Annotated in this window: 24 protein-coding genes; 13 read left to right on the top strand and 11 right to left on the bottom strand. The window is 73.1% G+C overall.

Features of this window, described 5'->3' with window-relative positions:
* Positions 1-66 precede the first annotated feature (66 nt).
* The 4 genes from egtD to egtA are packed head-to-tail and all read right to left on the bottom strand — an operon-like array spanning position 67 to position 4,521.
* Positions 67-1,029, bottom strand: coding sequence for an L-histidine N(alpha)-methyltransferase (egtD, locus tag ACIF80_RS24640; RefSeq protein WP_399808361.1), 963 nt, complete (start codon positions 1,027-1,029; stop codon positions 67-69).
* Positions 1,026-1,844: an ergothioneine biosynthesis protein EgtC gene (gene egtC, locus ACIF80_RS24635; RefSeq protein ID WP_399808359.1), complete on the bottom strand. Its 819-nt coding sequence runs from the start codon at positions 1,842-1,844 to the stop codon at positions 1,026-1,028. Before egtC ends, egtD begins: the two co-directional genes overlap by 4 nt.
* Complete coding sequence (egtB, locus tag ACIF80_RS24630; protein WP_399808356.1) at positions 1,844-3,160, bottom strand: ergothioneine biosynthesis protein EgtB; 1,317 nt, start codon at positions 3,158-3,160, stop codon at positions 1,844-1,846. Before egtB ends, egtC begins: the two co-directional genes overlap by 1 nt.
* Positions 3,157-4,521 carry an ergothioneine biosynthesis glutamate--cysteine ligase EgtA gene (gene egtA, locus ACIF80_RS24625; RefSeq protein WP_399808354.1) on the bottom strand — a complete coding sequence of 455 codons (1,365 nt, stop codon included), beginning with the start codon at positions 4,519-4,521 and terminating at the stop codon, positions 3,157-3,159. Before egtA ends, egtB begins: the two co-directional genes overlap by 4 nt.
* Positions 4,522-4,851: 330 nt before the next feature.
* Between egtA and ACIF80_RS24620 the strand changes: the two genes are divergently transcribed.
* Positions 4,852-5,808, top strand: a complete 957-nt coding sequence (locus tag ACIF80_RS24620) for a TIGR02452 family protein (RefSeq protein ID WP_399808351.1) — start codon at positions 4,852-4,854, stop codon at positions 5,806-5,808.
* A 27-nt stretch (positions 5,809-5,835) separates the two neighbouring features.
* Here the strand turns inward: ACIF80_RS24620 and ACIF80_RS24615 are convergent, their stop codons facing one another.
* Positions 5,836-6,282, bottom strand: coding sequence for a type II toxin-antitoxin system PemK/MazF family toxin (locus ACIF80_RS24615; protein ID WP_399808348.1), 447 nt, complete (start codon positions 6,280-6,282; stop codon positions 5,836-5,838).
* 126 nt (positions 6,283-6,408) lie between these two features.
* Positions 6,409-6,837, bottom strand: coding sequence for a pyridoxamine 5'-phosphate oxidase family protein (locus ACIF80_RS24610; RefSeq protein ID WP_399808345.1), 429 nt, complete (start codon positions 6,835-6,837; stop codon positions 6,409-6,411).
* Between the two features lie 198 nt (positions 6,838-7,035).
* Here ACIF80_RS24610 and ACIF80_RS24605 point away from each other — a divergent pair, with 198 nt between their 5' ends.
* From ACIF80_RS24605 to ACIF80_RS24585, 5 genes are all read left to right on the top strand, one after another.
* Entirely contained in the window at positions 7,036-7,575 is a 540-nt protein-coding gene (locus ACIF80_RS24605; protein ID WP_399808342.1) for an isochorismatase family cysteine hydrolase, read from the top strand.
* A 133-nt stretch (positions 7,576-7,708) separates the two neighbouring features.
* Positions 7,709-8,173, top strand: a complete 465-nt coding sequence (locus tag ACIF80_RS24600) for an aminoglycoside adenylyltransferase domain-containing protein (protein WP_399808340.1) — start codon at positions 7,709-7,711, stop codon at positions 8,171-8,173.
* Between the two features lie 46 nt (positions 8,174-8,219).
* Positions 8,220-9,071 carry a serine/threonine protein kinase gene (locus tag ACIF80_RS24595; protein ID WP_399808337.1) on the top strand — a complete coding sequence of 284 codons (852 nt, stop codon included), beginning with the start codon at positions 8,220-8,222 and terminating at the stop codon, positions 9,069-9,071.
* A 158-nt stretch (positions 9,072-9,229) separates the two neighbouring features.
* Positions 9,230-9,679 (top strand): hypothetical protein, encoded by a 450-nt coding sequence (locus ACIF80_RS24590; protein WP_399808334.1) that lies wholly within the window; start codon positions 9,230-9,232, stop codon positions 9,677-9,679.
* A gap of 30 nt (positions 9,680-9,709) precedes the next feature.
* Complete coding sequence (locus ACIF80_RS24585) at positions 9,710-10,063, top strand: hypothetical protein (RefSeq protein ID WP_399808331.1); 354 nt, start codon at positions 9,710-9,712, stop codon at positions 10,061-10,063.
* 67 nt (positions 10,064-10,130) lie between these two features.
* Here the strand turns inward: ACIF80_RS24585 and ACIF80_RS24580 are convergent, their stop codons facing one another.
* On the bottom strand, positions 10,131-10,526 hold the full coding sequence (locus tag ACIF80_RS24580) for a peptidase M23 (RefSeq protein WP_399808329.1): 396 nt from the start codon (positions 10,524-10,526) through the stop codon (positions 10,131-10,133).
* A 343-nt stretch (positions 10,527-10,869) separates the two neighbouring features.
* Here ACIF80_RS24580 and ACIF80_RS24575 point away from each other — a divergent pair, with 343 nt between their 5' ends.
* Positions 10,870-11,298: a VOC family protein gene (locus ACIF80_RS24575; protein ID WP_399808327.1), complete on the top strand. Its 429-nt coding sequence runs from the start codon at positions 10,870-10,872 to the stop codon at positions 11,296-11,298.
* A gap of 93 nt (positions 11,299-11,391) precedes the next feature.
* On the opposite strand, the gene ACIF80_RS24570 is transcribed toward ACIF80_RS24575, so the two are convergent.
* Positions 11,392-12,582, bottom strand: coding sequence for a CaiB/BaiF CoA transferase family protein (locus ACIF80_RS24570; RefSeq protein ID WP_399808324.1), 1,191 nt, complete (start codon positions 12,580-12,582; stop codon positions 11,392-11,394).
* Positions 12,583-12,706: 124 nt separating this feature from the next.
* Complete coding sequence (locus ACIF80_RS24565; protein WP_399808322.1) at positions 12,707-12,955, bottom strand: hypothetical protein; 249 nt, start codon at positions 12,953-12,955, stop codon at positions 12,707-12,709.
* A gap of 137 nt (positions 12,956-13,092) precedes the next feature.
* Here ACIF80_RS24565 and ACIF80_RS24560 point away from each other — a divergent pair, with 137 nt between their 5' ends.
* A complete protein-coding gene (locus ACIF80_RS24560; RefSeq protein WP_399808913.1) occupies positions 13,093-13,998 on the top strand; it encodes a LysR family transcriptional regulator in 906 nt (301 codons plus the stop codon).
* 86 nt (positions 13,999-14,084) lie between these two features.
* On the opposite strand, the gene ACIF80_RS24555 is transcribed toward ACIF80_RS24560, so the two are convergent.
* Positions 14,085-14,708 (bottom strand): TetR/AcrR family transcriptional regulator, encoded by a 624-nt coding sequence (locus tag ACIF80_RS24555; RefSeq protein ID WP_399808910.1) that lies wholly within the window; start codon positions 14,706-14,708, stop codon positions 14,085-14,087.
* A 303-nt stretch (positions 14,709-15,011) separates the two neighbouring features.
* Here ACIF80_RS24555 and ACIF80_RS24550 point away from each other — a divergent pair, with 303 nt between their 5' ends.
* From ACIF80_RS24550 to ACIF80_RS24535, 4 genes are read left to right on the top strand one after another with little or no spacing between them, the layout of a single operon-like run.
* Positions 15,012-15,569 carry a 2Fe-2S iron-sulfur cluster-binding protein gene (locus tag ACIF80_RS24550; RefSeq protein WP_399808320.1) on the top strand — a complete coding sequence of 186 codons (558 nt, stop codon included), beginning with the start codon at positions 15,012-15,014 and terminating at the stop codon, positions 15,567-15,569.
* Entirely contained in the window at positions 15,566-16,558 is a 993-nt protein-coding gene (locus tag ACIF80_RS24545) for an FAD binding domain-containing protein (protein ID WP_399808317.1), read from the top strand. Before ACIF80_RS24550 ends, ACIF80_RS24545 begins: the two co-directional genes overlap by 4 nt.
* A complete protein-coding gene (locus ACIF80_RS24540) occupies positions 16,555-18,723 on the top strand; it encodes a xanthine dehydrogenase family protein molybdopterin-binding subunit (protein ID WP_399808314.1) in 2,169 nt (722 codons plus the stop codon). The genes ACIF80_RS24545 and ACIF80_RS24540 overlap by 4 nt, the downstream gene beginning before the upstream one ends.
* The gene (locus ACIF80_RS24535; protein WP_399808312.1) at positions 18,716-19,849 is read left to right on the top strand and encodes an XdhC family protein; all 1,134 of its coding nucleotides are present in this window, start codon (positions 18,716-18,718) and stop codon (positions 19,847-19,849) included. The genes ACIF80_RS24540 and ACIF80_RS24535 overlap by 8 nt, the downstream gene beginning before the upstream one ends.
* Before the next feature lie 151 nt (positions 19,850-20,000).
* On the opposite strand, the gene ACIF80_RS24530 is transcribed toward ACIF80_RS24535, so the two are convergent.
* A complete protein-coding gene (locus ACIF80_RS24530; RefSeq protein WP_399808310.1) occupies positions 20,001-20,564 on the bottom strand; it encodes an NADPH-dependent FMN reductase in 564 nt (187 codons plus the stop codon).
* Positions 20,565-20,719: 155 nt separating this feature from the next.
* On the opposite strand from ACIF80_RS24530, the gene ACIF80_RS24525 reads away from it, so the two are divergent.
* Complete coding sequence (locus tag ACIF80_RS24525; protein ID WP_399808308.1) at positions 20,720-21,385, top strand: TetR/AcrR family transcriptional regulator; 666 nt, start codon at positions 20,720-20,722, stop codon at positions 21,383-21,385.
* Positions 21,386-21,393: the final 8 nt, after the last annotated feature.

The raw sequence follows: 21,393 nt of genomic DNA, 5'->3' as shown, positions 1-21,393 counted from the left end.
GCGCCCGGAAAGGCTCCGGTGAGGCGAGGGCCCGGTGACCCCGGGCCCTCGCCGCCGTCCGCCCCGTCAGCGCGCCACGCTCAGCGACAGCGCGAACCGTCCCTCCTCGTCCGTCCACCACCGGGCCGACTCCAGCCCGGCAGCGTCCAGTTCCTCCCGTACGCGCTCCTTGCGGAACTTCGCCGAGACCTCGGTGCGCAGCTCCTCGCCCGCGCCGAAGTCGACGGCGAGATCGAGCGCCGGGATCTTCACCGTCTGCCGGTCGCGCGAGCGCAGGCGCATCTCGATCCACTCGTGCTCGGCGTCCCACACGGCCACATGCTCGAAGGCGGCCGGATCGAAGTCGGCGCCCAGCTCCCTGTTGATGACGGTCAGGACGTTCCTGTTGAACGCGGCCGTCACCCCGGCCGCGTCGTCGTACGCCCGGACCAGCACCTCCTCGTCCTTGACCAGGTCCGTGCCGAGGAGCAGCGCGTCCCCGGGGGCGAGCATCGCCCGCACGGAGGCCAGGAACGAGGCCCGCTCGGCGGGCAGCAGATTGCCGACCGTGCCGCCGAGGAACGCCACCAGACGCGGTCCCGGGGTCTCGGGCAGCGTCATGCGGCCGGTGAAGTCGTCGACCAGGGCGTGCACGTTCAGCCCCGGCCGCTCGGCGGCGAGCGCCCGGCCCGCCAGGGTCAGGGCGCTCTCGCTGACGTCGACGGGGACGTACGTGTGCAGCCCGGTCAGGGCGTCGAGCAGATGGCGGGTCTTCTCCGAGGAGCCGGAGCCCAGTTCGATGAGGGTACGGGCCCCGGACGCCTCGGCGATCTCACCGGAGCGGGCGAGCAGGATCTCGCGCTCGGCGCGCGTCGGGTAGTACTCCGGCAGCCCGGTGATCTCCTCGAACAGCTCACTGCCCCGCGCGTCGTAGAACCACTTCGGCGGCAGCGTTCTGGGGCTGCCGGTCAGGCCCTGGAGGACGTCGGCGCGCAGGGCGGCGTCGGTGGCGTCCTCGGGCAGGGTGCGGGTGAGACGGAACGGACTCACGTGCGGGGCTCCTTCGGTGGTGCCGGTGTGTGCGGTGCCGGTGCGGCGGTGTTCGCCAGGACGTCGCCCGGCTCCTTGAGCGGGGTGAGCAGCACGTCCGTGCGGTTCGCGGCCAGCAGGGTGCGGTCGGGGACCTCGCACCAGTGCGGATCGTCGTCGTACGGCTCGGAGGCCACGACGGTGCCGCCGCCCGGCCGGGCGAGGTACCACAGCGTGTCGCCCCACGCGGTCGCGGTGACCGTGTCGCCCTGGGTGAGCACCAGGTTGAGCCGGGACGCGGGGGCCGCCGCGGCGACCTCCAGCACGGTGTCGGCCAGCGCCTGCCCCTCCTCGTCCCCGGCCCGCAGCCTGGCGAGCACCAGGGCCCACACGAACGCGGAGTCGCTGCGGGCCTCCAGCGACAGCACGTCCTCGGGCGGCAGGGTCGTCACGAGCGGCGCGAGCGTGCCCGGCCAGCCCCGCACGGCCCCGTTGTGGCTGAACAGCCAGGCCCCCGCGGCGAACGGCGCCGCCGCGGCCTCGCCGTCCGCCCCCGACAGGGTCGCGTCCCGTACGGCCGCGAGCAGCGCCTGGGTGCGGACGGCCCGGGCGAGATCGGCGAACGACGGATCTCCCCAGATCGGCCCCGCCCTGCGGTACCGGGCCGGCACCGGGTCCCCCGCCGCGTACCAGCCCACCCCGAAACCATCGGCGTTGACGGTCCCGTACCGCTGATGCCGGGGCGCCCACGACTGGCGGTACAGCCCGTGCGGCGGGTCCACGAGGAGCCGGCCGAGCGTCTCCTCGGGCCCCACGTAAGCGAGGTGACGGCACATCAGACACTCTCCGAGCGGGCCGTGCGGAACCCGGAGAAGATCTGCCGCCGGACCGGATGGTCCCAGTTGCGGAACGTGCCCCGGCAGGCCACCGCGTCCACCGCGAACGAACCACCGCGCAGCACCTTGTACCCGGCCCCGAAGAACACCTCCGAGTACTCCTTGTACGGGAACGCCCTGAACCCCGGGTAGGGCAGGAAGTCGCTGGACGTCCACTCCCACACGTCGCCGATCAGCTGACGCACCCCGAGCGGCGACTCACCGGCCGGATAGCTGCCCGCGGGCGCGGGCCGCAGGTGGCGCTGGCCGAGGTTGGCGTGCTCCGGGCCCGGGTCGGCGTCGCCCCAGGGGTAGCGCGCCGAGCGGTCGCCGGCCGGATCGTGCCGGGCGGCCTTCTCCCACTCGGCCTCGGTGGGCAGCCGGCGCCCGGCCCAGCGGGCGTACGCGTCCGCCTCGTACCAGCACACGTGCAGCACCGGCTCGTCGGGCGGCACGGCCTCGGTCGCGCCGAAGCGGCGCCGCAGCCACTGCCCGCCGTCCCGCCGCCAGAACAGCGGGGCGGTGACGGAGTTCCGGCGGATGTGGGCCCAGCCCTCCGCGGTCCACCAGCGCGGCTCGTCGTAACCGCCGTCCTCGATGAACGCCTGGTACGCCGCGTTCGTCACCGGCGTCGTGTCGATGTGGAACGGCGCCACCTCGCGCCGGTGCGCCGGACGTTCGTTGTCCAGCGCCCACGGCTCGTCCGAGGTGCCCATGGTGAACGGGCCGCCCGGGACGAGCACCTCGGACGGACCGGTGAACAACGGCACCGGCTGCGGGTCCGGAGCCGTCAGGGCCTGCGGACCGCTGCGCAGCTGATGGGTGATCAGCATCGTCTCGTCGTGCTGCTGTTCGTGCTGCGCGACCATCCCGAAGGCGAATCCCGCCTCGGTCAGCCGCTCGCCGTGGAACGCGGTGCTCTCGAGCACGTCCAGCGCCCGGCCGCGCACGTCCGAGGCGTAGCGGCGGGCCTCCTCGGGAGGCAGCAGCGGCAGCTTCGGCCGCTCGGCACGCGGGTGCTCGAAGGCGTCGTAGACGCTGTCGATCTCGGGCCGTATCGCCTCCTGCCCGCCGACCGCCCGCAGCAGCCACTGTTCCTCCTGGTTGCCTATGTGGGCGAGGTCCCACACCAGCGGCGACATCAGCGGTGAGTGCTGCGCGGTGAGATCGGGCCCGTCGACACAGCTGGTCAGCAGGGTGGTCCGGTCGCGCGCGGTGACCAGCGAGGCGACCGCGCGCTCGCGCAGGGCTTCGGCATCGAGGGCGGGGTCGGTCATGAGGAGATGTCCTTCCCGTGCGGATGCGCTCCGCGTGTGTGCGGGCCGGGAGCGCTGGAAGTGCCGTGGGGGTGTGTGCCGGGTGCGCCGTCGGCTCCGGCGCGCAGGGCGTCGAGCAGGTCGTCGGCCGGGCAGCGGCCGCGGGCGACATGGCGCTCCTGGTAGGCCGCCACCGCGTCCACGACCTCGGTCGTGGCACCGAGCCCGGGCAGGGCCCGCAGTGCCGCCGCGAAGCAGAGGGCGGCCACCTCGCGCAGCTCCGGGTCGGCCAGGCCGTCGCGGGCCGCGTCCCGCCACAGCGGGTTGTGCGGCGCGGGCATGCCATGGGTCCGTTCGGCCAGCGGCTTCACCGCCCGGTAGGCCGTCTCGGAGGCCTCCGGATCGTCGAACAGCGCCGTCGTCACGGCCAGCGGCACGATCCAGCCGTGGTCACCGGGCTGCGCGTCGATCATCCGCAGCTCCAGATGGCCGCGCGGCCTGACCGGCGGGAACAGCGTCGTGAGGTGGTAGTCGAGGTCTTCCCGGGTGGGTGCCCTCGGCACCCCGGACCTGGTCCACTCGCGGAAGGTCAGCCCGTCCGGCACGTCCCACGGCCCGCTGTCCTGCCGTACGCACATCACCGGCGCGTCCAGGACGTGCCGGGTCCAGGCGCCGCGCGGCTCGGAGTCCAGCACGGGGCCGCCCGCGCGGCCGGTGCCGATCTGGGCCCAGCGCAGCTGCCGGGTGGACAGCCAGCCGGTGGGCCGGCCCCCGGCCAGCGGGGAGTTGGCGAACGCGGCCACCAGCACCGGGCCCAGCTGGTGCGCCAGCCACCAGCGCCGCACGTGACCGAGGGTGCCGGGCTCCTCGTACCCGGCGTCCAGGCACACCTGTACGGAGGTCGACGTGCACATCATGGCGCGGCCGGCGGGGCCGGTGCGGTCGAGACAGGCCTCCATGGCGTCGTAGCGCGGTTCGCGCAGGAACCGGCGTGGTGTGTGCCAGGGATCGTGGCCGATGCCGACGAGGCCGAGGCCGTCCTCGCGCAGTACCGCGCGGACGGCGTCGAGGTCGGCGCGGACGGCGTTGACGCACTCCATGAGGGAGGCGGCGGGCTGCGAGCTGAGCTCCAGCTGGCCTCCGGGTTCGACGGTGAGCGCCGAATTCAGGGGCACGGTCCGCAGAGCGGCGTAGGCCGCTTCGAGTCGTTCGGATGTCACGGGGAGCCGCGGGGCCCGCAGCTCGTGGACCAGCCATTCCACCTCCACACCGAGGCGGCGTGGTGGTCCGGTCTTGAAGCAGATGCCCCGTACGAGGGCCTCCGCATCGGCTTCGGTGATGGCGGGACGGGGCTCGATACAGCCGCTCGCCGAATCGGACATGTGGGAATCCTCCTGAGATACCTCCATGTCGCCGGCCCGGGGTCTTTTGACCGGACAGGCATCAACTCGTCCAGCCAAAACCCTCACGCCGTCCGGCACAAGAGCGCCTGGCGGGCGGTCCGGGCCGGTAACCTCTCCTCCCCGCCCGTTTCCGAGGGCTTTTCCCCGCGTCCCGGGCCTTCCATGAGGGGAAACTCCGTTGCGTCGCCTCCCCAGCATCGCTCACGATGCTCCCATGAGCACGACGGGGGAGAGACCGGGCGGTATGCCGGCGAAGACCACGGGGGCGATCGCGGGGCGCGCGGTCACGGCGCGTACGGGGGTCGCGGCGTGAGCGCGCGTCTGCGCGGCATCGCGCGAGAGACCGAGCGGATCGTGGCGTCGGGAGGCTACCGCGCTCCGGCCGACGGCCACGAGGTGCGCCTGGCGGCGGCGGTCGGGGCCGCGCAGGACGGCACGCGGATGTACGGGCCGGAGCCGCTGCGGGTGCGGGTCCCGGCGCATGTGCCGGTGCCGGTCCTCGCCCCGGCTTCGGTGCGCTCTTCGGGGCCGGCACCGGACCGGGGCCCGGCTCCGGGCGTCGGCGGGCACCCGTCCTCGCCCTTCCGGCCGGTGGGGGCCCGGATCGAGGTCACCGGGGAGAGCAGCCTGGAGGCCGCGCGCCGGCTCACAGGAGAGGGGGACGGCACGCACAGCGTTCCCGCGGTGCTGAATTTCGCCTCCGCGCGCAATCCCGGCGGCGGCTATCTCAACGGTGCCCAGGCCCAGGAAGAGGCGTTGTGCCGGGCCTCCGCCCTGTACGTCTGCCTGTTGCGGGCAGCCGAGTTCTACGATCACCACCGGACGCACCGCGACCCGTTCTACACCGACCGGGTGATCCACTCGCCCGCCGTGCCCGTCTTCCGCGACGATCGCGGCCGGTTCCTCGACGAGCCGTTCCCCGTCGGCTTCCTCACCTCGGCCGCGCCGAACGCCGGCGTGATCCTGCGGACCGCGCCGGAGCGCGCGGCCGAGCTGCCCCGTGCCCTGGCGGTCAGGGCGGAGCGGGTGCTGGAGACCGCCGTCGCCCACGGCTACCGGCGGCTGGTGCTGGGCGCCTGGGGCTGCGGGGTCTTCCGGAACGATCCCACGCAGGTGGCGGCCGCGTTCCGGGCGCTGCTGGAGCCGGGCGGGCGGTTCGCCGGAGCGTTCGAGCACGTGGTGTTCGGGATTCTGGACCGGACGCGCGGAAGCGGGGTCCGCACGGCGTTCGAGCGGACCTTCGCAGATCTGACGCCGGTCTCTTGAGGAACCCGGCGGCGGATCGGATGAGGGTCAGTTCCAGCCGTACCGCTCGCGCAGCCGGTGACGCACCAGATTGAACCGCATCCGGTCCAGGGCGCACGCCTCGCGGCGCATGCCGTCCTCGTGCAGCCGCAGCACCCGGTCGACGGCGACCCACGAATCGCGGCCCGAGCGGTCCCACGGCCCGCTCCCGATGGGCACCCAGTCCCGGTCCCCGTTGCGCTGCCTGCTCGACAGCTGCACCGCGAGGAAGGTCCCGGCCGGCTCCCGCGCGACCACGAGTACCGGACGGTCCTTGCCCCGGCCGTCGTTCTCCTCGTAGGGCACCCAGGTCCAGACTATTTCCCCCGGGTCGGGGTCACCGTCGTGTTCGGGCGAGTATTCCGTGCGTACCGGGCCCGCCCTGCCGGGCTCGGCCTCCGTGGTGGCGGTGGGGCCGAAGCGGCCGGGGACTTCATCAGTGCTGTACTCGGTCACAGGCGTACCGTACGGGACGTCCCCGGGACCGTGATCAACTGCCAGGCCCGGCAAGGGCGTCGTACGGCTCCCGGTGGACCGCGGCGGACGGCGGCCGTGGCGCGCACGGTGCACGGGGTGGAAGGGTCACCCTGTGCCGTGCACGCTCGCACCCGTGAGTTCCCTGCCCGAGACCATCCCGGCCTCGATCCGTACGAACACCCCGTCCCGCATCGGCATCCAGGAATCGGGGCCGGTCCGCAGCAGCCGCTCGTGCTCGGCGGGATCGGTCACCACCGCGGCCCGGCCCGTGACCACCACGCTCCATCCGGCCCGGTGCTCGGCATGGAATTCGTCGGCCTCGAAGGCCACCACGACCCCGTCGACCGCACGCACCAGGTCGGAGTCCCGCGAGGTGCACAGCAGCACGGAGGCGTCCGCGTCCAGGGAGAAATTGACGGGCAGGACGGCGGGCAGTGCCTGCCGGGTGTACACGACGCGACCGACCGGCACCTGGGCCAGCAGGCGCAGGCACTCCTGGCGTTCGAGTGCGCGGAAACCATCGCTTTGGAACATCAGTCCATGGTCGGCGGCCGATCCCGGCCGGGCTAGGGCCGGACGGCCCTGATGAGCCACCGGCACCCGGAGAGTGGCCGCCGGCGCGTGAAAACGGTACGGGTGGGTACCCCGGGGTCCGGTGGGGTCCGGCAGGGACGGCCGGGCCCTGCCGTCGGATCCCGTTCGAGTTCGGGGGGCCAAAGGGAAACTGATGCCATGGGCAGGACCGCACTGATCGTCATCGACATGATCAACACCTACGACCACCAGGACGCCGAGCTGCTGATGCCGTCCGCGGAGTCGGTCGTACCGGTCATCTCGAGCCTGCTGCACCGGGCGCGACAGCGGGACGTCCCGGTGATCTACGTCAACGACAACTTCGGGGAGTGGCGCTCGCACCACGGCGAGCTGCTCGACAAGGCGCTCGCGGGGCCTCAGGCGCACCTCGTCGAACCGCTGCGGCCGACCGACTCCTCACTCTTCGTGGTCAAGGCCCGCCACTCGATCTTCTTCGAGACACCGCTGCACTATCTCCTCCACCAGCAGGACGTCGACCGGCTCGTCCTGTGCGGCCAGGTGACGGAGCAGTGCGTGCTGTACTCCGCACTCGACGCCCACATCCGCCACCTCGACGTGGTGATCCCCCGCGACGCCGTCGCCCACATTCACGCCGACCTGGCGGACGCCGCCCTGCGGATGATGGAACGCAACATGAGCGCACACGTGTGCGACAGTGGCGAGCTGTGGGCGGAGTGACGGCGCGGCCCGTCTCCCCGGCACGGGGCCGGGACGCGTCGCCCCGCGCGACACCGGCCGTATGGCGCGTACCCCAGGCCCTCCCACTGCTTCCTCCCCTTCCCCTCCACCCCGCAGCCCCTGCCCACGGGCGGTGATCGCCGAACCGCAACGCGCCGCGCTGCTCGTCGCGTTGCGCGCCTCCGTCCGCGAGCACGCCGACGGCGAAGACCATCTGGCGGACAACCGGGTACTCAACGGCTGCCGCTCCCTGGTGTTCTGCCGCACGGGCCGGTGGTTCCCCAAGCGACGGGCGGCGGAGGCGGTCGCCGTCACCGAAACCGACTTCCGGGACCTCGTCGAAGCAGCGGTGCACAGCTTCGAACGCCCGCGCGGGTCCGCGCTCTCCCTGCCCCCCGCCGACGTGCGTGACTTCCTGAAGCGGGTGGCCGACCGTGTCGACGAGACCGCGGAGGCGGAGGCGACCGCAGCCACCGGGGAGGCCGGGGGGATCACGGCGAAGGGGTCGGATCCGCGCTCCCCGCAGGATGGCCGGGGCACTTGGCCGGACACATGGCCGAGGCGCCAGGTCCCGACCGCTCGTGCCGACTCCCCGTAAGCGGAACCCGCCCCTACAATTCTGGCGACGGATCGGGGGAACGGCCGTGGAAACGATCATCGTCCAGTTGCCGGATCCCGCGCGGCCACCGGAGAGCGGGACGCGTGCGGAGACGGGGACGCGCACAGGGGGAGGAACGGGCAAGCCCGCGCTGCTGCACCTGGGGCCGGGTGACGTCGTCGACTTCGGGCGCGGGCCGGCCGTCGGCGGGGGAGTGTCCATCACCCTGGCCGATCCCGGAATCTCCCGCCGCGCCGGGCAGTTGGAGGCGGCGGGCGACTACTGGCGGCTGTCCAACTTCAGCCGCAGCGTGTCCTATGTGGTGGAGAACCTGGAGGGCGCCGGGGAGTACATCACCGTGGCTCCGGGCCGGCTCGGCGCACCCGTGCCCTTCGAGTTCTCCCGTGTGGTGCTCCCCGCCCTCACCGGTACGGCGGCCTTCAAGGTATTCGCCCCCCAGCACGCCTACCTCGGTGAGCGGTCCGCGCACGGCATCGGCGAACAGACCGTCCACCCCTTCGCGCTGGACCCGACATCGAAGTACTTCCTCGTCCTCGTCGCCCTGTGCGAGCCCTTGCTGCGGGACCCGTCGGACTCGGGACTGCCCGGCGTCGGGGAGATCGCGGAGCGACTGCGCCCACTCGAGTCCTGCCGTGACCTGACCCGCTCCGCGGTGAACTACCACATCGACTACCTGGCCTTCGCCAAGCTGCGCCTGGACCTCGGGGAGGAGACCGGGGGTCCGGCCGACGGCGGTCGCACCGGAGCCAAACGCGCCCGCCTCGCCTCGGTCGCGCTGCGCTTCGGCCTGGTGCGCGAGGAACACCTCGCCCTGCTCCCCCGCAGGGGAGCGCCCCGTCCGGGCGGCGACGAGGGCGCCCGCGCCGACGGCTCCTGACGGGCGGCGGACTCCGACGGGCCCCGGACCCTGATACCTGTCAGGTGCCGGAGGGGCGGTGACGGCCCGTACGGTCACGGTCACGGACGGCGGCCGGCCGGAAGGCCGGCCGGCGTCCGCGCACGACCAGGACACCGCCGACACATGAAAGAGGGACCATGAGCCGCCGACCTCTGAGGACTCTGCTGGCCGCGGGAGGCGCTGCCGCAGTGATGGCGCTCCTCCCCGCCTCCGCCCACGCCGCACCGCACTCGGGCGGCGACTACGGCGCCTACGGAATGGAGGGGCAGTACCCCACCATTTCCAGCTGCGCGGGCACCTTCGGCCAGGTGGGGCCCACTCAGCGCTTCGAGAACATGGCACTGAAGTACTTCTACTCCGGCAGCTGCGGCTCCTTCGCCCGGATCGAGAACTCCCGCGCCAACTGCGCCGCCGTACTGGAACGTTCGAACAACGGCGTGGGCCGCGCCGACGGATGGGTCTCCGAGACCGTCGACTCCGGCCTCACCTACGCGTACACGAAGATCGGCAACAACCTCCACGGCCGCGTCTCCCGCGCCCTGCTCACCTGCGACGGACACGTCCTGGCCGCGACGAACTGGTTCTGACAAGGGACAAGGGACAAGAAGGAGTAGGGCATGCCCGAGTTCAAGCGCACCCGGAGACTGCTGTGTGCCGCCGTGGCGGGTACCGCCCTGGCGCTGCTCCCGGCGTCGGCCGGCGCACAGGGGACGTCGCCGGACGAAGGCACCGGCACCCGGCAAGTGCTGTCCAGGGGAGGGTACTTCCTGGGGGACGGCGTCAACATCCGCAGCCGTCCCGTCGACGGCACCGTCCTGGGCCAGGGCTACTTCCGGGAGACGTTCACCGCGTACTGCTGGAGCTCGGACGGATACTGGATCCGCCTGACGGCCCACCGGGGGAACGTCACGGGGTGGGTCAGCGTCAACTACGTCTTCTACACGGACAGCGGCCCGATGGGCTACTGCTGACGGAGCGATGCCTGTGGCGGGCCACCGGGAACGGTGACCCGCCACAGGCATGTCGTGACGCGGCGGTTCAGCAGTCGGGCACGCCCGCGATCTTCTGTCCGCCCCGCAGGTACAGGTTGTTCACCCAGGCGACGTCGCTGCCGGAGAGCTCCATGACCTGGGTCCACCAGTTGTTGGAGCCCACGGCCGGGTCGGTGACCGTCTCACCCTGCGTCTGGCACACGGCGTCCAGCCAGTACTGCGAGCGGACCGCCAGGATGTTGGACCGGGTGTTCGGCCACTCCCGCAGGTTCACGTTGGTCGCCCACACGTACACGTTGGTGAGCGCCGGGTCGTCCGCGGCCGCCGCGGGCGCGACGGAGCCGCGCTCCGCCGGCGCGGCCAGGGCGGTGCCGGTGAGGCCGCTGACGGTCAGGGCGGCCGCGGCCAGGGCGGTGGCGGTACGGCGCGTAAGGTTCCTCATGGTGTCCCCCGGACATTGACGGTGCCGATGCGCGGTCCGGGTCGGCGGTCGGCCGACGCGGCCCGTGCTCAGCACCCTAGGGAGACGCCGGCCCGCCGGGTCCCTGACAGATGTCAGGACTGCGCCCCGGCTCAGTCCCACGGCCCTGCCCGGCCGGCAACGGCAGCCCGCCGCCACAAGCACGCTCCGGCGCCGGGTGCCCGTCGGCCGTCCGTCCGCGGCCGGCGAAACCCCCTCGACGGACACTGACGCCGTTGTCTACCATCACCGTGCGGCATCGCGTGCCGGTCATCGGCTGGGTGAGGCATGGAGGCGCCGCGGATGCCCGTGGAGGCATTGACCAGTGTCAGTCGAGTTCAACCACACCATCGTTCTCACCCGTGACCGGGAGAAGTCCGCCCATTTCCTCGCCCGGATCCTGGGGCTCGAGGTCGGCGAACCGGCCGGAGTCTTCCTTCCGGTGACGACGGCCAACGGCGTCACCCTGGACTTCGCGACCATCGACGCCGACATCCCGGTACAGCACTACGCGTTCCTCGTCTCCGAGGACGAGTTCGGCCCCGTCCTCGACCGGCTCGTGGAGGCCGGAATCCCCATCCAGGCCGATCCGCACGGCCGCCACCCGCGCCGTGTCAACCGCCACGACGGCGGCCACGGCGTGTACTTCACCGACCCGGCCGGACACGGTCTGGAAGTCATCACCCGCCCCTACGGAACCGACCCCGACTCCCCGCTCAACGGTGTCATGGAGGAGGTCCCCGGGGCGGTCTGATCCGTCCGAGCGGCTGCCGGAGGGCCGGGCCGCACGGGTTGGGGACTTTCCCGGCCCACGCGGCCCGGCCCCTGCGACCGCTCCGCGGCCCGTTCAGACGACCGCGTCCGCGCGCAGGGCCGTGATGTCGGCGGGGGAGTGGCCGAGGTCGCCGAGAATGGACTCGGTGTGCTCGCCGACGGCGGGCACCGGGTCCATGCGGGGCGCGAGACCCGCGAGGTCGGCCGGGGGGAGCAGGGCCTCCACCGTCGCGCCGGGGACCGCCACCTCGCGCCAGCGGTCGCGGGCGGCGAGGACCGGATGGCCGAGGAAGGCGGCGACGTCGTTGACCCCGGCACAGGCGATGCCGATCGCCTCCAGGTCCTCGAGGAGTTCATCGGCGTCGGAGCGGGCGAAGCGCTCGGCGATCACGGCATCGAGTTCCTCACGGTGCGTCACGCGCGCGGAACCGGTCGCGAAGCGCGGATCGTCGGTCAGCTCGGGACGGCCCAGGAACCCGGTGCACAGAGCCGCCCACTCGCGCTCGTTCTGGATGGAGAACAGCACCTCGCGGCCGTCCGCGGCCCGGTACGTCCCGTACGGGGCGATGGTGGCGTGCTGCGTGCCCAGGCGCGGGGGCTGGCTGCCGCCGTAACGGGTGTAGTAGGCGGGCTGGCCCATCCACTCGGCCAGGGCCTCGAACAGCGACACCTCCACGGGGTGGACGGTGCCGGCGGTCGCCCGGGTGTAGAGAGCGGTGAGGATCCCGCTGTACGCGTACATTCCGGCGGCGATGTCGGCCACCGAGACACCGGTGCGGGCGGTCCCCTCCGGCGTTCCGGTCAGCGACACCAGGCCCGTCTGGCACTGCACCAGCAGGTCGTACGCCTTGCGGTCGGCCCAGGGGCCGGACGTGCCGTAGCCGGAAATGGTGCACGGGATCAGGCGGGGGTGACGCCGGGCGAGGCCGTCGGTGCCCAGGCCCAGCCGGTCTGCCGCGCCCGGTGCCAGGTTCTGCACGAACACATCGGCGCCGGCGAGGAGTTGGTGCAGGATCTCGCGGCCCCGCGGATCCTTGAGGTTCAGTGTGAGGGACTCCTTGGAGCGGTTGAGCCACACGAAATAGCTGGAGTGGCCGTGGACGGTCGTGTCGTAGCGGCGGGCGAAGTCGCCCCCGCCCGGCCGCTCCACCTTGATCACACGGGCTCCGAGGTCGGCGAGCTGCCGGGTGGCGTACGGCGCGGCCACGGCCTGCTCCAGGCTGACCACCGTGACCCCGGACAGGGGATGTCTGTGCACGTCCACGTCTTCCGCTCGCCTTCCGCTCGTCTTCCCGGACCGGCCCCGGCCGCCCGCCGCCCCGTCCGCTCGATCAGTACAGCCGGTGCGAGCGGCCTGTCAACGGCCGCCCCCGGTCCGTTCGGCCCGCTCAGCCGCGTGTCCCGCACGCCCGGACGTGCGGAATCCCGGCGGGCGGCCTGCTGCGGGTGACGACGCGCGCGCCGCGGCCGTCGACGGCACGGACCTGGAGCGAGCCGCATCCGCAACGGGTCCACACCGTGCTGCCCGCGGCGGTGCTGTGCCGTGACACCAGCTGGAACGGCTCGGCGTCGTCCGGCCATCCGCAGTACGGGCAGACGATGCCGGTCGTGCCGGTGGTTCCGTACGCGCTGGTCATAGTGGCTCCTCGGCTCCTCGAAGTTCGGCTCCCGGTACGAAAGGCCCGGGCGGCCGTCGTGACACGACCAGGGTGCGTCGCGCCTTCCGTACACGTCCAGGTTGACTTTATGGACCCGACCGTGAAGCGTGAGCTACATGATTGACCTGCGCCGGCTGCACGTCCTCAGGGCGGTCGCCCACTACGGCACGGTCACCGCGGCCGCCCGCGCCCTGCACTTCACCCCGTCCGCCGCCTCCCAGCAGATCCGCCAGCTCGCCCGCGACCTGGGTGTCGACCTGCTGGAACCGCAGGGACGCGGCGTACGGCTCTCCCCGGCCGCCGAGAGCCTGCTCGCGCACGCCGACGCCATCGAGACCCGCTGGGAACAGGCCGAACTGGATCTGCGGGCCGACCACGGTGCCCCCACCGGGCTGCTGCGGGTCACCGGGTTCCCGGTGGCGATCTCGGTCCTGCTGGCCCCCATGGCCGCCCGGCTGGGCGCCCGTCATCCCAGGCTGACGGTACGGATCCTGGAGACGGAGGTGTCGAAGAGCTTCGACCTGCTCTTCGAGGGGGCCACCGATCTGGCGATCGTCGAGGCGACCCCGCTCAACCCACCGCTGAGTGACGCGCGCTTCGACCAACAGCCCCTGCTGGACGACCCGTTCGACCTCGTGGTCCCCGAAGGGCACCCGCTGGCCGGCCGCGAGCGGGCCGGTCTCGAGGAGGCGGCGCGCGAACCGTGGATCGCGCCGGTGCCGGAGAGCCCCTGCCGGCCCCATGTGATGTCGGCCTGCGGCGCCGCAGGGTTCACCCCGGACGTCGTCCACCACGCCCTCGACTGGAACGTCACCGCCCATCTCGTCGCGCACGGGCTCGGCGTCGCCCTGATCCCGCGCCTGGCGCAGCTGACCCCGCACCTCCCGATCACCCGCGTACGCTGCACCGGCAACCCGCACCGCAAACTGCTGACCTGCACCCGAGGGGGCGGCCACGCCCGCCCGGCGGTCGAGGCCGCGCTGCGGGAACTGCGGGAGCTGGCGCCGACGGCCGTCGGCTGAGAGCGGTACCCCTCGCGAGGGCCTCGCGCCCGCCGCACCACCGGGCTCCTAGACACCACCAGGGCGCCCCGCCACCGGGTTCCCGGCTACCGCCCGGGTGCCCCCGCGCGCAGCCCGTCCATGACGATGTCCAGCAGCCGGGTGGCCCTGGTCCGCCAGTCCCCGGCGGGGTCGAGCTGCCACAGGCCGCCGATCGCGAGAATCATGTCGTCCGAGGTCACCCCGGGACGGATGGTTCCGGCCTCCTCGCAGGCACGCAGCAGGAGTTCGGCCGCCTCGATCACGGGGTTGGGCCCCGGCTTCGCCGGACTTCCCGGCGCGCCGGTCGCCTGCCTGATGGCGTCGGCCAGCCCGGCCTTGGTCATCGCGAACAGGGCGAGCCGGTCCATCCATTCGCGCAGGGCGCGGTCGGGTTCCCGGGTCTCCAGCAGCCGCGCCGCGCTGTCGGCCACCTGGCGCATCTCGTTGCGGTAGATCTCCAGGACAAGATCCTCCCGGCTGGGGAAGTTCCGGTAGAGCGTGCCCTGGCCGACGCCCGCCTTCTTGGCGATCACGCTCAGCGGGGTGTCGGCCGACCGGGTCAATTCGGCCAGCGCGACCTCCAGGATGCGCTCGCGGTTGCGTTGCGCGTCCGACCGCAGGGGTGCCTGCGCGCGCGGGGGCGCCTCCTTGCCCTGCGGCGTGTCCTCGCCGCCCGTCTCCCGGCCCATGTCCCGCTCCACGTCCCGACCCACTCGTCCGTCCTCCTCCCGGGCATGGCCGAAACCCGTTCTTGCTAAGCGGACAACTGTCCACTAAATTTCCCCGGTAACGGACAACCGTCCGCTTCGGTGCATCGTAGCGGTGGCCCCGGACAGCGCGGGAGGGGCGGGCGTGCCCGTGCCCGCGGGCGGCCGACGCCGGCACCCCGGTCCGTTGACGAACTCCCACCTGTCGACCTTCTGACCCTTTCCCACTCGTCCGCCTCCCGAGGGCCTTGCCGGCCTGCACGGATCCGCGAAGGAAGGCTGCTCATGGCTCCCCCGACGTCCAGCAGCGTCACCCTGAACATCAACGGCGAGAAGCACACGCTGTCCGTCGACCACCGCACCACCCTGCTCGACGCCCTGCGCGAGCGCCTCGATCTGACCGGCACCAAGAAGGGCTGCGACCAGGGACAGTGCGGTGCCTGCACCGTCCTGGTGGACGGCCGCCGGACCGTGTCCTGCCTGCAACTGGCCGTGGCGGCGGAGGACCGGGAGATCACCACCGTGGAAGGCCTCGCCGAGGGGGAGCGGCTGCACCCCGTGCAGCAGGCCTTCCTCGACCTGGACGGTTTCCAGTGCGGTTACTGCACGCCCGGCCAGATCTGTTCCGCCGTCGCCGTCATCGAGGAGCACGCCGCGGGCTGGCCCAGCGCGGTCACCGACGACGTACGGCCCGAAGCGGGACCGCCTCCGCTGACCCCGCAGGAGATCCGCGAACGGATGAGCGGCAACCTGTGCCGCTGCGGCGCCTACGTCTCGATCGTCGAGGCCGTCGCCCGCGCCGCCGCCGAACGTACCGAGGCCACCGAGGAGGCCGTCGCATGAGGGAGTTCGACTACCGGCGCGCCGACGACGTCCCGGGCGCGGTCGCCCTGCTCGACACCGATCCCGACGCCCGCTACCTCGGTGGCGGAACCAACCTCGTCGACCTGATGAAGACCGGCGTCGAACGCCCCGCGCGACTCGTCGACGTACGCCGACTCCCGCTGGACCGGATCGAGTCGGCCGATGACGGCGGACTGCGCATCGGCGCCACCGTCACCAACAGCGACCTCGCCGCCCACCCCGAGGTCCGCCGCCGCTACCCGGCACTGACCGAGGCGGTGCTCGCCGGAGCCTCCGGGCAACTGCGCAACATGGCCACCGTGGGCGGGAACCTGCTCCAGCGCACCCGCTGCGGTTATTTCGCCGACGTGACCAAGCCCTGCAACAAGCGGCTCCCCGGCAGTGGTTGCCCCGCCGTCGAGGGCGAGCACCACAACCACGCGATCCTGGGGGCCTCCGAGCACTGCGTCGCCGTCCACCCCTCCGACATGGGGGTGGCACTGACCGCGTTCGACGCCGTCGTCTCCTATCAAACAGCCGACGGTCCGGGCAAGTTGCCCCTCGCCGACTTCTATCTGCCCGTCGGTGACACCCCGCACCGGGAGACCGCGCTGCCCCGGGGCGCGCTCATCACCGGCATCACGCTGCCGCCCGTGCCGTCGGCCGCCCACTCCCGCTACCGCAAGGTGCGCGAACGCGCCTCGTACGCCTTCGCGATCGGCTCGGTCGCCGCCGCCCTCGACGTCAGCAACGGCGTCGTGCGCGAGGCGCGGCTCGCCCTCGGCGCCGTCGCGTCCCGGCCCTGGCGGGCGCACGCCGCCGAACGCGTCCTCAACGGGGCCCCGGCGTCCGCCGACTACTTCGCCGCGGCCGCCGACGCCGAACTGGCCGCTGCCCGGCCGCTGCCCGGCAACACGTACAAGGTGACCCTCATGCGCAACCTCGTGGTGGCCGTCCTGTCCGAACTCGCCGAGGAGGCCGCCCGATGACCGTCACCACGACCGGCACGGAGACCGGCCCCGAGCATGCCACCACAGCTGCCACCACGACCGTGACCGGCGCCGTCGGCACCGCGCACACGCGGGTGGAGGGCCGCGACAAGGTGACCGGAGCCGCCCGGTACGCGGGGGAGATCCCCTTCGCCGACCTCGCCCACGGCTGGCTGGTGCTGTCCACCGTCGCCCGCGGCCGGATCGGCTCCGTCGAGACCGCTCCCGTCCTCGCCATGCCGGGTGTCCTCACCGTGCTGCACCACGGGAACGCCCCGCGCCTCCACCTCGACTACATCGGCCTGCTGGGGGTCCGGCCGGACCCGACCGCCGCCGTCTTCCAGAACGACCGCGTCCCGCACGCGGGGTGGCCCGTCGCGCTCGTCGTCGCCGAGACCTCCGAGCAGGCCCGCGAGGCGGCAGAGGCCCTTGTGGTGACCTACGAACAGGAGCCGCACGACATCGAGTTCAGGGGCGACCGCCCCGACGCGTTCACACTGGAAGGGCAGATGCCCGCGGTGACCGAGAAGGGCGACCTGGACGCCGAACTCGCGGCCTCCGCACACGTCGTGGACGTCGAGTACACCACCCCCGAAGAGCACCACAGCATGATGGAGCCGCACGCGGCGACCGCCCGGTGGGACGACGGGCGGCTCGACGTCGTCGACTCCAACCAGGGCACCACCTGGGTCGCCGACGAACTCTCCCGGATGTTCTCCCTCGACGCGTCCGCCGTGCGGGTGCGCTCCGAGCACGTCGGCGGCGGCTTCGGCAGCAAGGGCGTGCGCGCCCACCAGGTGTCCGCCGTCATGGCGGCGACCGCGCTGCGGCGCCCGGTCCGTGTGGTCCTGACCCGTCGCCAGATGTTCTCGCTCACCGGCTACCGCAGCCCCACCGCCCAGCGCGTCAGGCTCGGCGCCGACGCCGACGGGCGGCTGCGCGCCCTGGAACACCGCTCGCTCAGCCAGACCTCGACGGTCTGGGACTTCGTCGAGCCCAGCGCCGGCGTGGCCCGGGTGATGTACGACGCCCCCGCCCACCGCACCGCGATCGAGGCGGTGCGGCTCGACGTGCCGTCGCCGACCTGGATGCGCGCGCCCGGCGAGGCCCCCGGCGCGTTCGCCCTGGAGGCGGCGCTCGACGAACTCGCCGAGCGGTGCGGCGTCGACCCGATCGAGCTGCGCCTGCGCAACGAACCCGAACGGGGCCCGGTCTCCGGGATGCCGTTCAGCGGACACAACCTCGCCGCCTGCTTCCGGGAGGGCGCCCGGCGCTTCGGCTGGGCCGGCCGCGACCCGCGCCCCGGTCTGCGCCGGGAGGGCAACCTGCTGATCGGCACGGGCACGGCCGCCGCGTCCTTCCCCGCGGGAGCCGGCCCTTCCACGGCCGCGGTGACGGCGGAGGCGGACGGCACCTTCACCGTGCGGATCGCGGCGGCCGACATCGGCACCGGGGCCCGGACCGCGCTCACCCTGGTCGCCGCCGACGCGCTCCGGGTGGCGCCCGCGCGGATCCGGATGCGGATCGGCGACAGCGACTTCGGCCCCGCGATGATCGCCGGCGGTTCCACCGGCACCCGTTCCTGGGCCTGGGCGATCACCGTCGCGGCCGACGAACTGCGGGAACGCCTGGCGGGGGAGACCGGCATTCCGGCCGAGGGCATCACCGTACGCTCCGACACCACCGCGGCCCTCGGAGCTCTGGCGCAGAAGGAACGGCATTCCTTCGGTGCGCAGTTCGCGGAGGTCGCCGTGGACGTCACCACCGGCGAGGTGCGGGTGCGCCGCATGCTCGGCGTGTTCGCCGCGGGCCGGATCGTCAACCCGCTCACCGCGCGCGGCCAGCTCGTCGGCGGGATGGTCTGGGGCATCTCCATGGCCCTGCACGAGGAAGGGATCCGCGACCGGGCCTCGGGCGGCCACTACGGCGGTGACCTCGCGGGCTACCACATCGCCACGAACGCCGACGTACCGGTCGTCGAGGCGGACTGGGTCGACGACCCGGACCCCGACGACCCGGTCGGCATCAAGGGCATCGGCGAGATCGGCATCGTGGGAGCCGCGGCGGCCATCGCCAACGCGGTCTGGCACGCGACCGGTGTGCGGCACCGGAACCTTCCCATCCGCCCGGACCGGATCCTCACCGCGGGCGGACCGCATGTTTGACATCGCCGGTGAGCTGCATCAATGGCTCACCGAGGGGCGGGAGTTCGCCGTCGCCACCGTGGTGTCCGTGAGCGGCAGCGCACCGCGCGGCCCCGGCGCCGCCCTCGCCGTCGACCGCGAGGGCACGGTGATCGGCTCGGTCTCGGGCGGCTGCGTCGAGGGCGCGGTCCACGAACTGTGCCTCGAGGCGCTCGCCGACGGCGGGACGCGGGTGCAGCGGTTCGGCTACAGCGACGAGGACGCCTTCGCGGTCGGGCTGACCTGTGGCGGGATCATCGACATCGGGGTCACCCCGGTCGGTGCGCACGCCCCCGTCCGCGAAGTGCTGCGGACGGCCCTGTCCGCGGTGGTCCGCGGTGAGCCGGTGGCGCTCGCCCGGATCGTCCGGGGCCCGGCCGAGACGCTCGGCGGCGCGCTCCTGGTCCGCCCCGACGGGTCGTACGAGGGGCACCTCGCCGGCGGTCCCGAGCTGGACCGGACGGCGGCGGCCGAGGCCCGGGCCCTGCTGGACGGCGGCCGCACCGGCACCGTGGGCGTCTCGGCGGACGGATCGCGCTGCCCCGGCGGGGTGACCCTGTTCGTGGAGACGTCGCAGCCGCCGCCCCGCATGATCGTCTTCGGCGCGGTCGACTTCTCGGCGGCTCTGGTGCGGGCCGGCAAGTTCCTCGGCTACCACGTGACCGTCTGCGACGCCCGGCCGGTGTTCGCCACCCGGGCCCGGTTCCCGGAGGCGGACGAGATCGTGGTCGACTGGCCGCACCGCTACCTGCGTACCGCGGTCACCGACGGGCGCACGGTGCTGTGCGTCCTGACCCACGACGCCAAGTTCGACGTCCCCCTGCTGACGGAGGCGCTGGCGATGCCGGTGGCGTTCGTCGGGGCGATGGGATCACGCCGGACCCACGCGGACCGGCAGCGGCGACTGCGCGAGGCGGGCGTGGGCGAGCGGGAGCTGGCCCGGCTCAGGTCGCCGATCGGCCTGGACCTCGGGGCGCGTACGCCGGAGGAGACCGCCCTGTCCATCGCGGCGGAGATCGTCGCGACCCTTCGGGGCGGCACCGGAGCCCCGCTGACCGGCACGCGGACACCGATCCACCGCGGGGAACGGGCGGCGGCGGGCGTCTGAGCGGAGGCCGGAGGCGGAGTGCCGGGGCCGCTGGGCGGGCGTGCTCCCGGGAGCGCGCCCGCCCGTTCTCACGGCCGGAGGGGCCGGAGCCGTCGTCGGTACGGCTCCGGCCCCTCGGGACGCGGATCGGGTGCGTCTCGCGCCGGAGGCGTCAGGCGGCGGCGGGCGCGGCGGCGTGGCTGTTCAGACGGACGATGACCTCGGTCAGCTGCTCCACGACCTCGCTGTCGTCGGCGGGGTGGATCTCGGCGAAACGGGTCACGGAGCCGGGGATGGAGAGCTTGATGTCCTCGACCACCTTGCCGCCCGCGATGCCGAGGGCCTTGCGGGCCTCGTCCTGCGCCCAGACACCGCCGTACTGGCCGTAGGCGGTACCGATCACGGCGACGGGCTTGTCGCCGAGGGGGGCGGCGCCGAACGGGCGGGACAGCCAGTCGATGGCGTTCTTCAGGACGGCCGGGATCGTGCCGTTGTACTCGGGCGTGAAGAGCAGCAGGGCGTCGGCACCGGACACGGCCTCGCGCAGCCGGCCGGCCGCGGCCGGCACGGTGCCCTCGACGTCGATGTCCTCGTTGTAGAACGGGATCTCCGCGAGGCCCTCGTGGACCACGATCTCGGAGCCCTCGGGAGCGAGCTTGACCGCGGCCTCCGCGAGCTGACGGTTGTGAGAGCCGGCGCGAAGGCTGCCGACGAGGGCGAGGATGCGAACAGACATGAGAACTCCTGAGGGGGGTGGAAGGCAGGGTGGAACGGCGCGGCGAAGCACAGGACGAAACATTGCCGCAATCATCCGGACCGGGGTCCGGTTACGTTTCTAGCACTCCAACCGGACCGCGGTCCAGTTTCTTCCCGATGCTTTACGCTGGCTTCATGTCCGCCGTCCCGCCGCCCTCCCCGACGCCCCAGCAGCCCCTCGAGCCGCTGGAGTTGCCGCAACTCGGTGTCGAGATCGATGAGCCCTGCCTGCGGGCCGACGCCGCGCGCAACCGCGCACGCCTGCTGGAGGCAGCCGCCCTGCTGGTGGCGGAGCGTGGCGCGGACGGTCTGACCATGGAGGCGGTCGCCGCGGCGGCCCAGGTGGGCAAGGGGACGGTCTTCCGGCGCTTCGGCGACCGCACCGGACTGCTGACGGCACTGCTCGACCACTCGGAGAAGAAGTTCCAGGCCGCCTTCCTCTCCGGCCCCCCGCCGCTGGGACCGGGCGCGCCGCCCGCGGAGCGGCTGCGGGCCTTCGGCGTCGCCATGCTGCGCCGCACCGCCGACGAGCTGGACCTCCAGCTCGCCGCCGAACCCTGCGCCGACCGTCGCTTCACCAACCCGCCCCGCCGGGTACTGCACCACCACGTGACGCTGCTGCTGCGCGAGGCCGTCCCGGAGGCGGACTGCGACCTCCTCGCCCACACCCTGATGGCGCCGCTCGACCCCGCGCTGGTGCACCACCTGACCCGGCAGTCCGGAATGCCGCTGTCGCGGCTCGAATCCGCGTGGGCGGACCTCGTCGACCGCGTGACGGGACCCACGGCCCCCGCACACTGACCGAGGGT

Source organism: Streptomyces sp. NPDC085927 (assembly GCF_044540975.1).
Classification (GTDB): Bacteria; Actinomycetota; Actinomycetes; order Streptomycetales; family Streptomycetaceae; genus Streptomyces; species Streptomyces hirsutus.
Note: the sequence above shows the minus strand (reverse complement) of the source record. Positions and strands in the feature narration are given on the sequence as shown.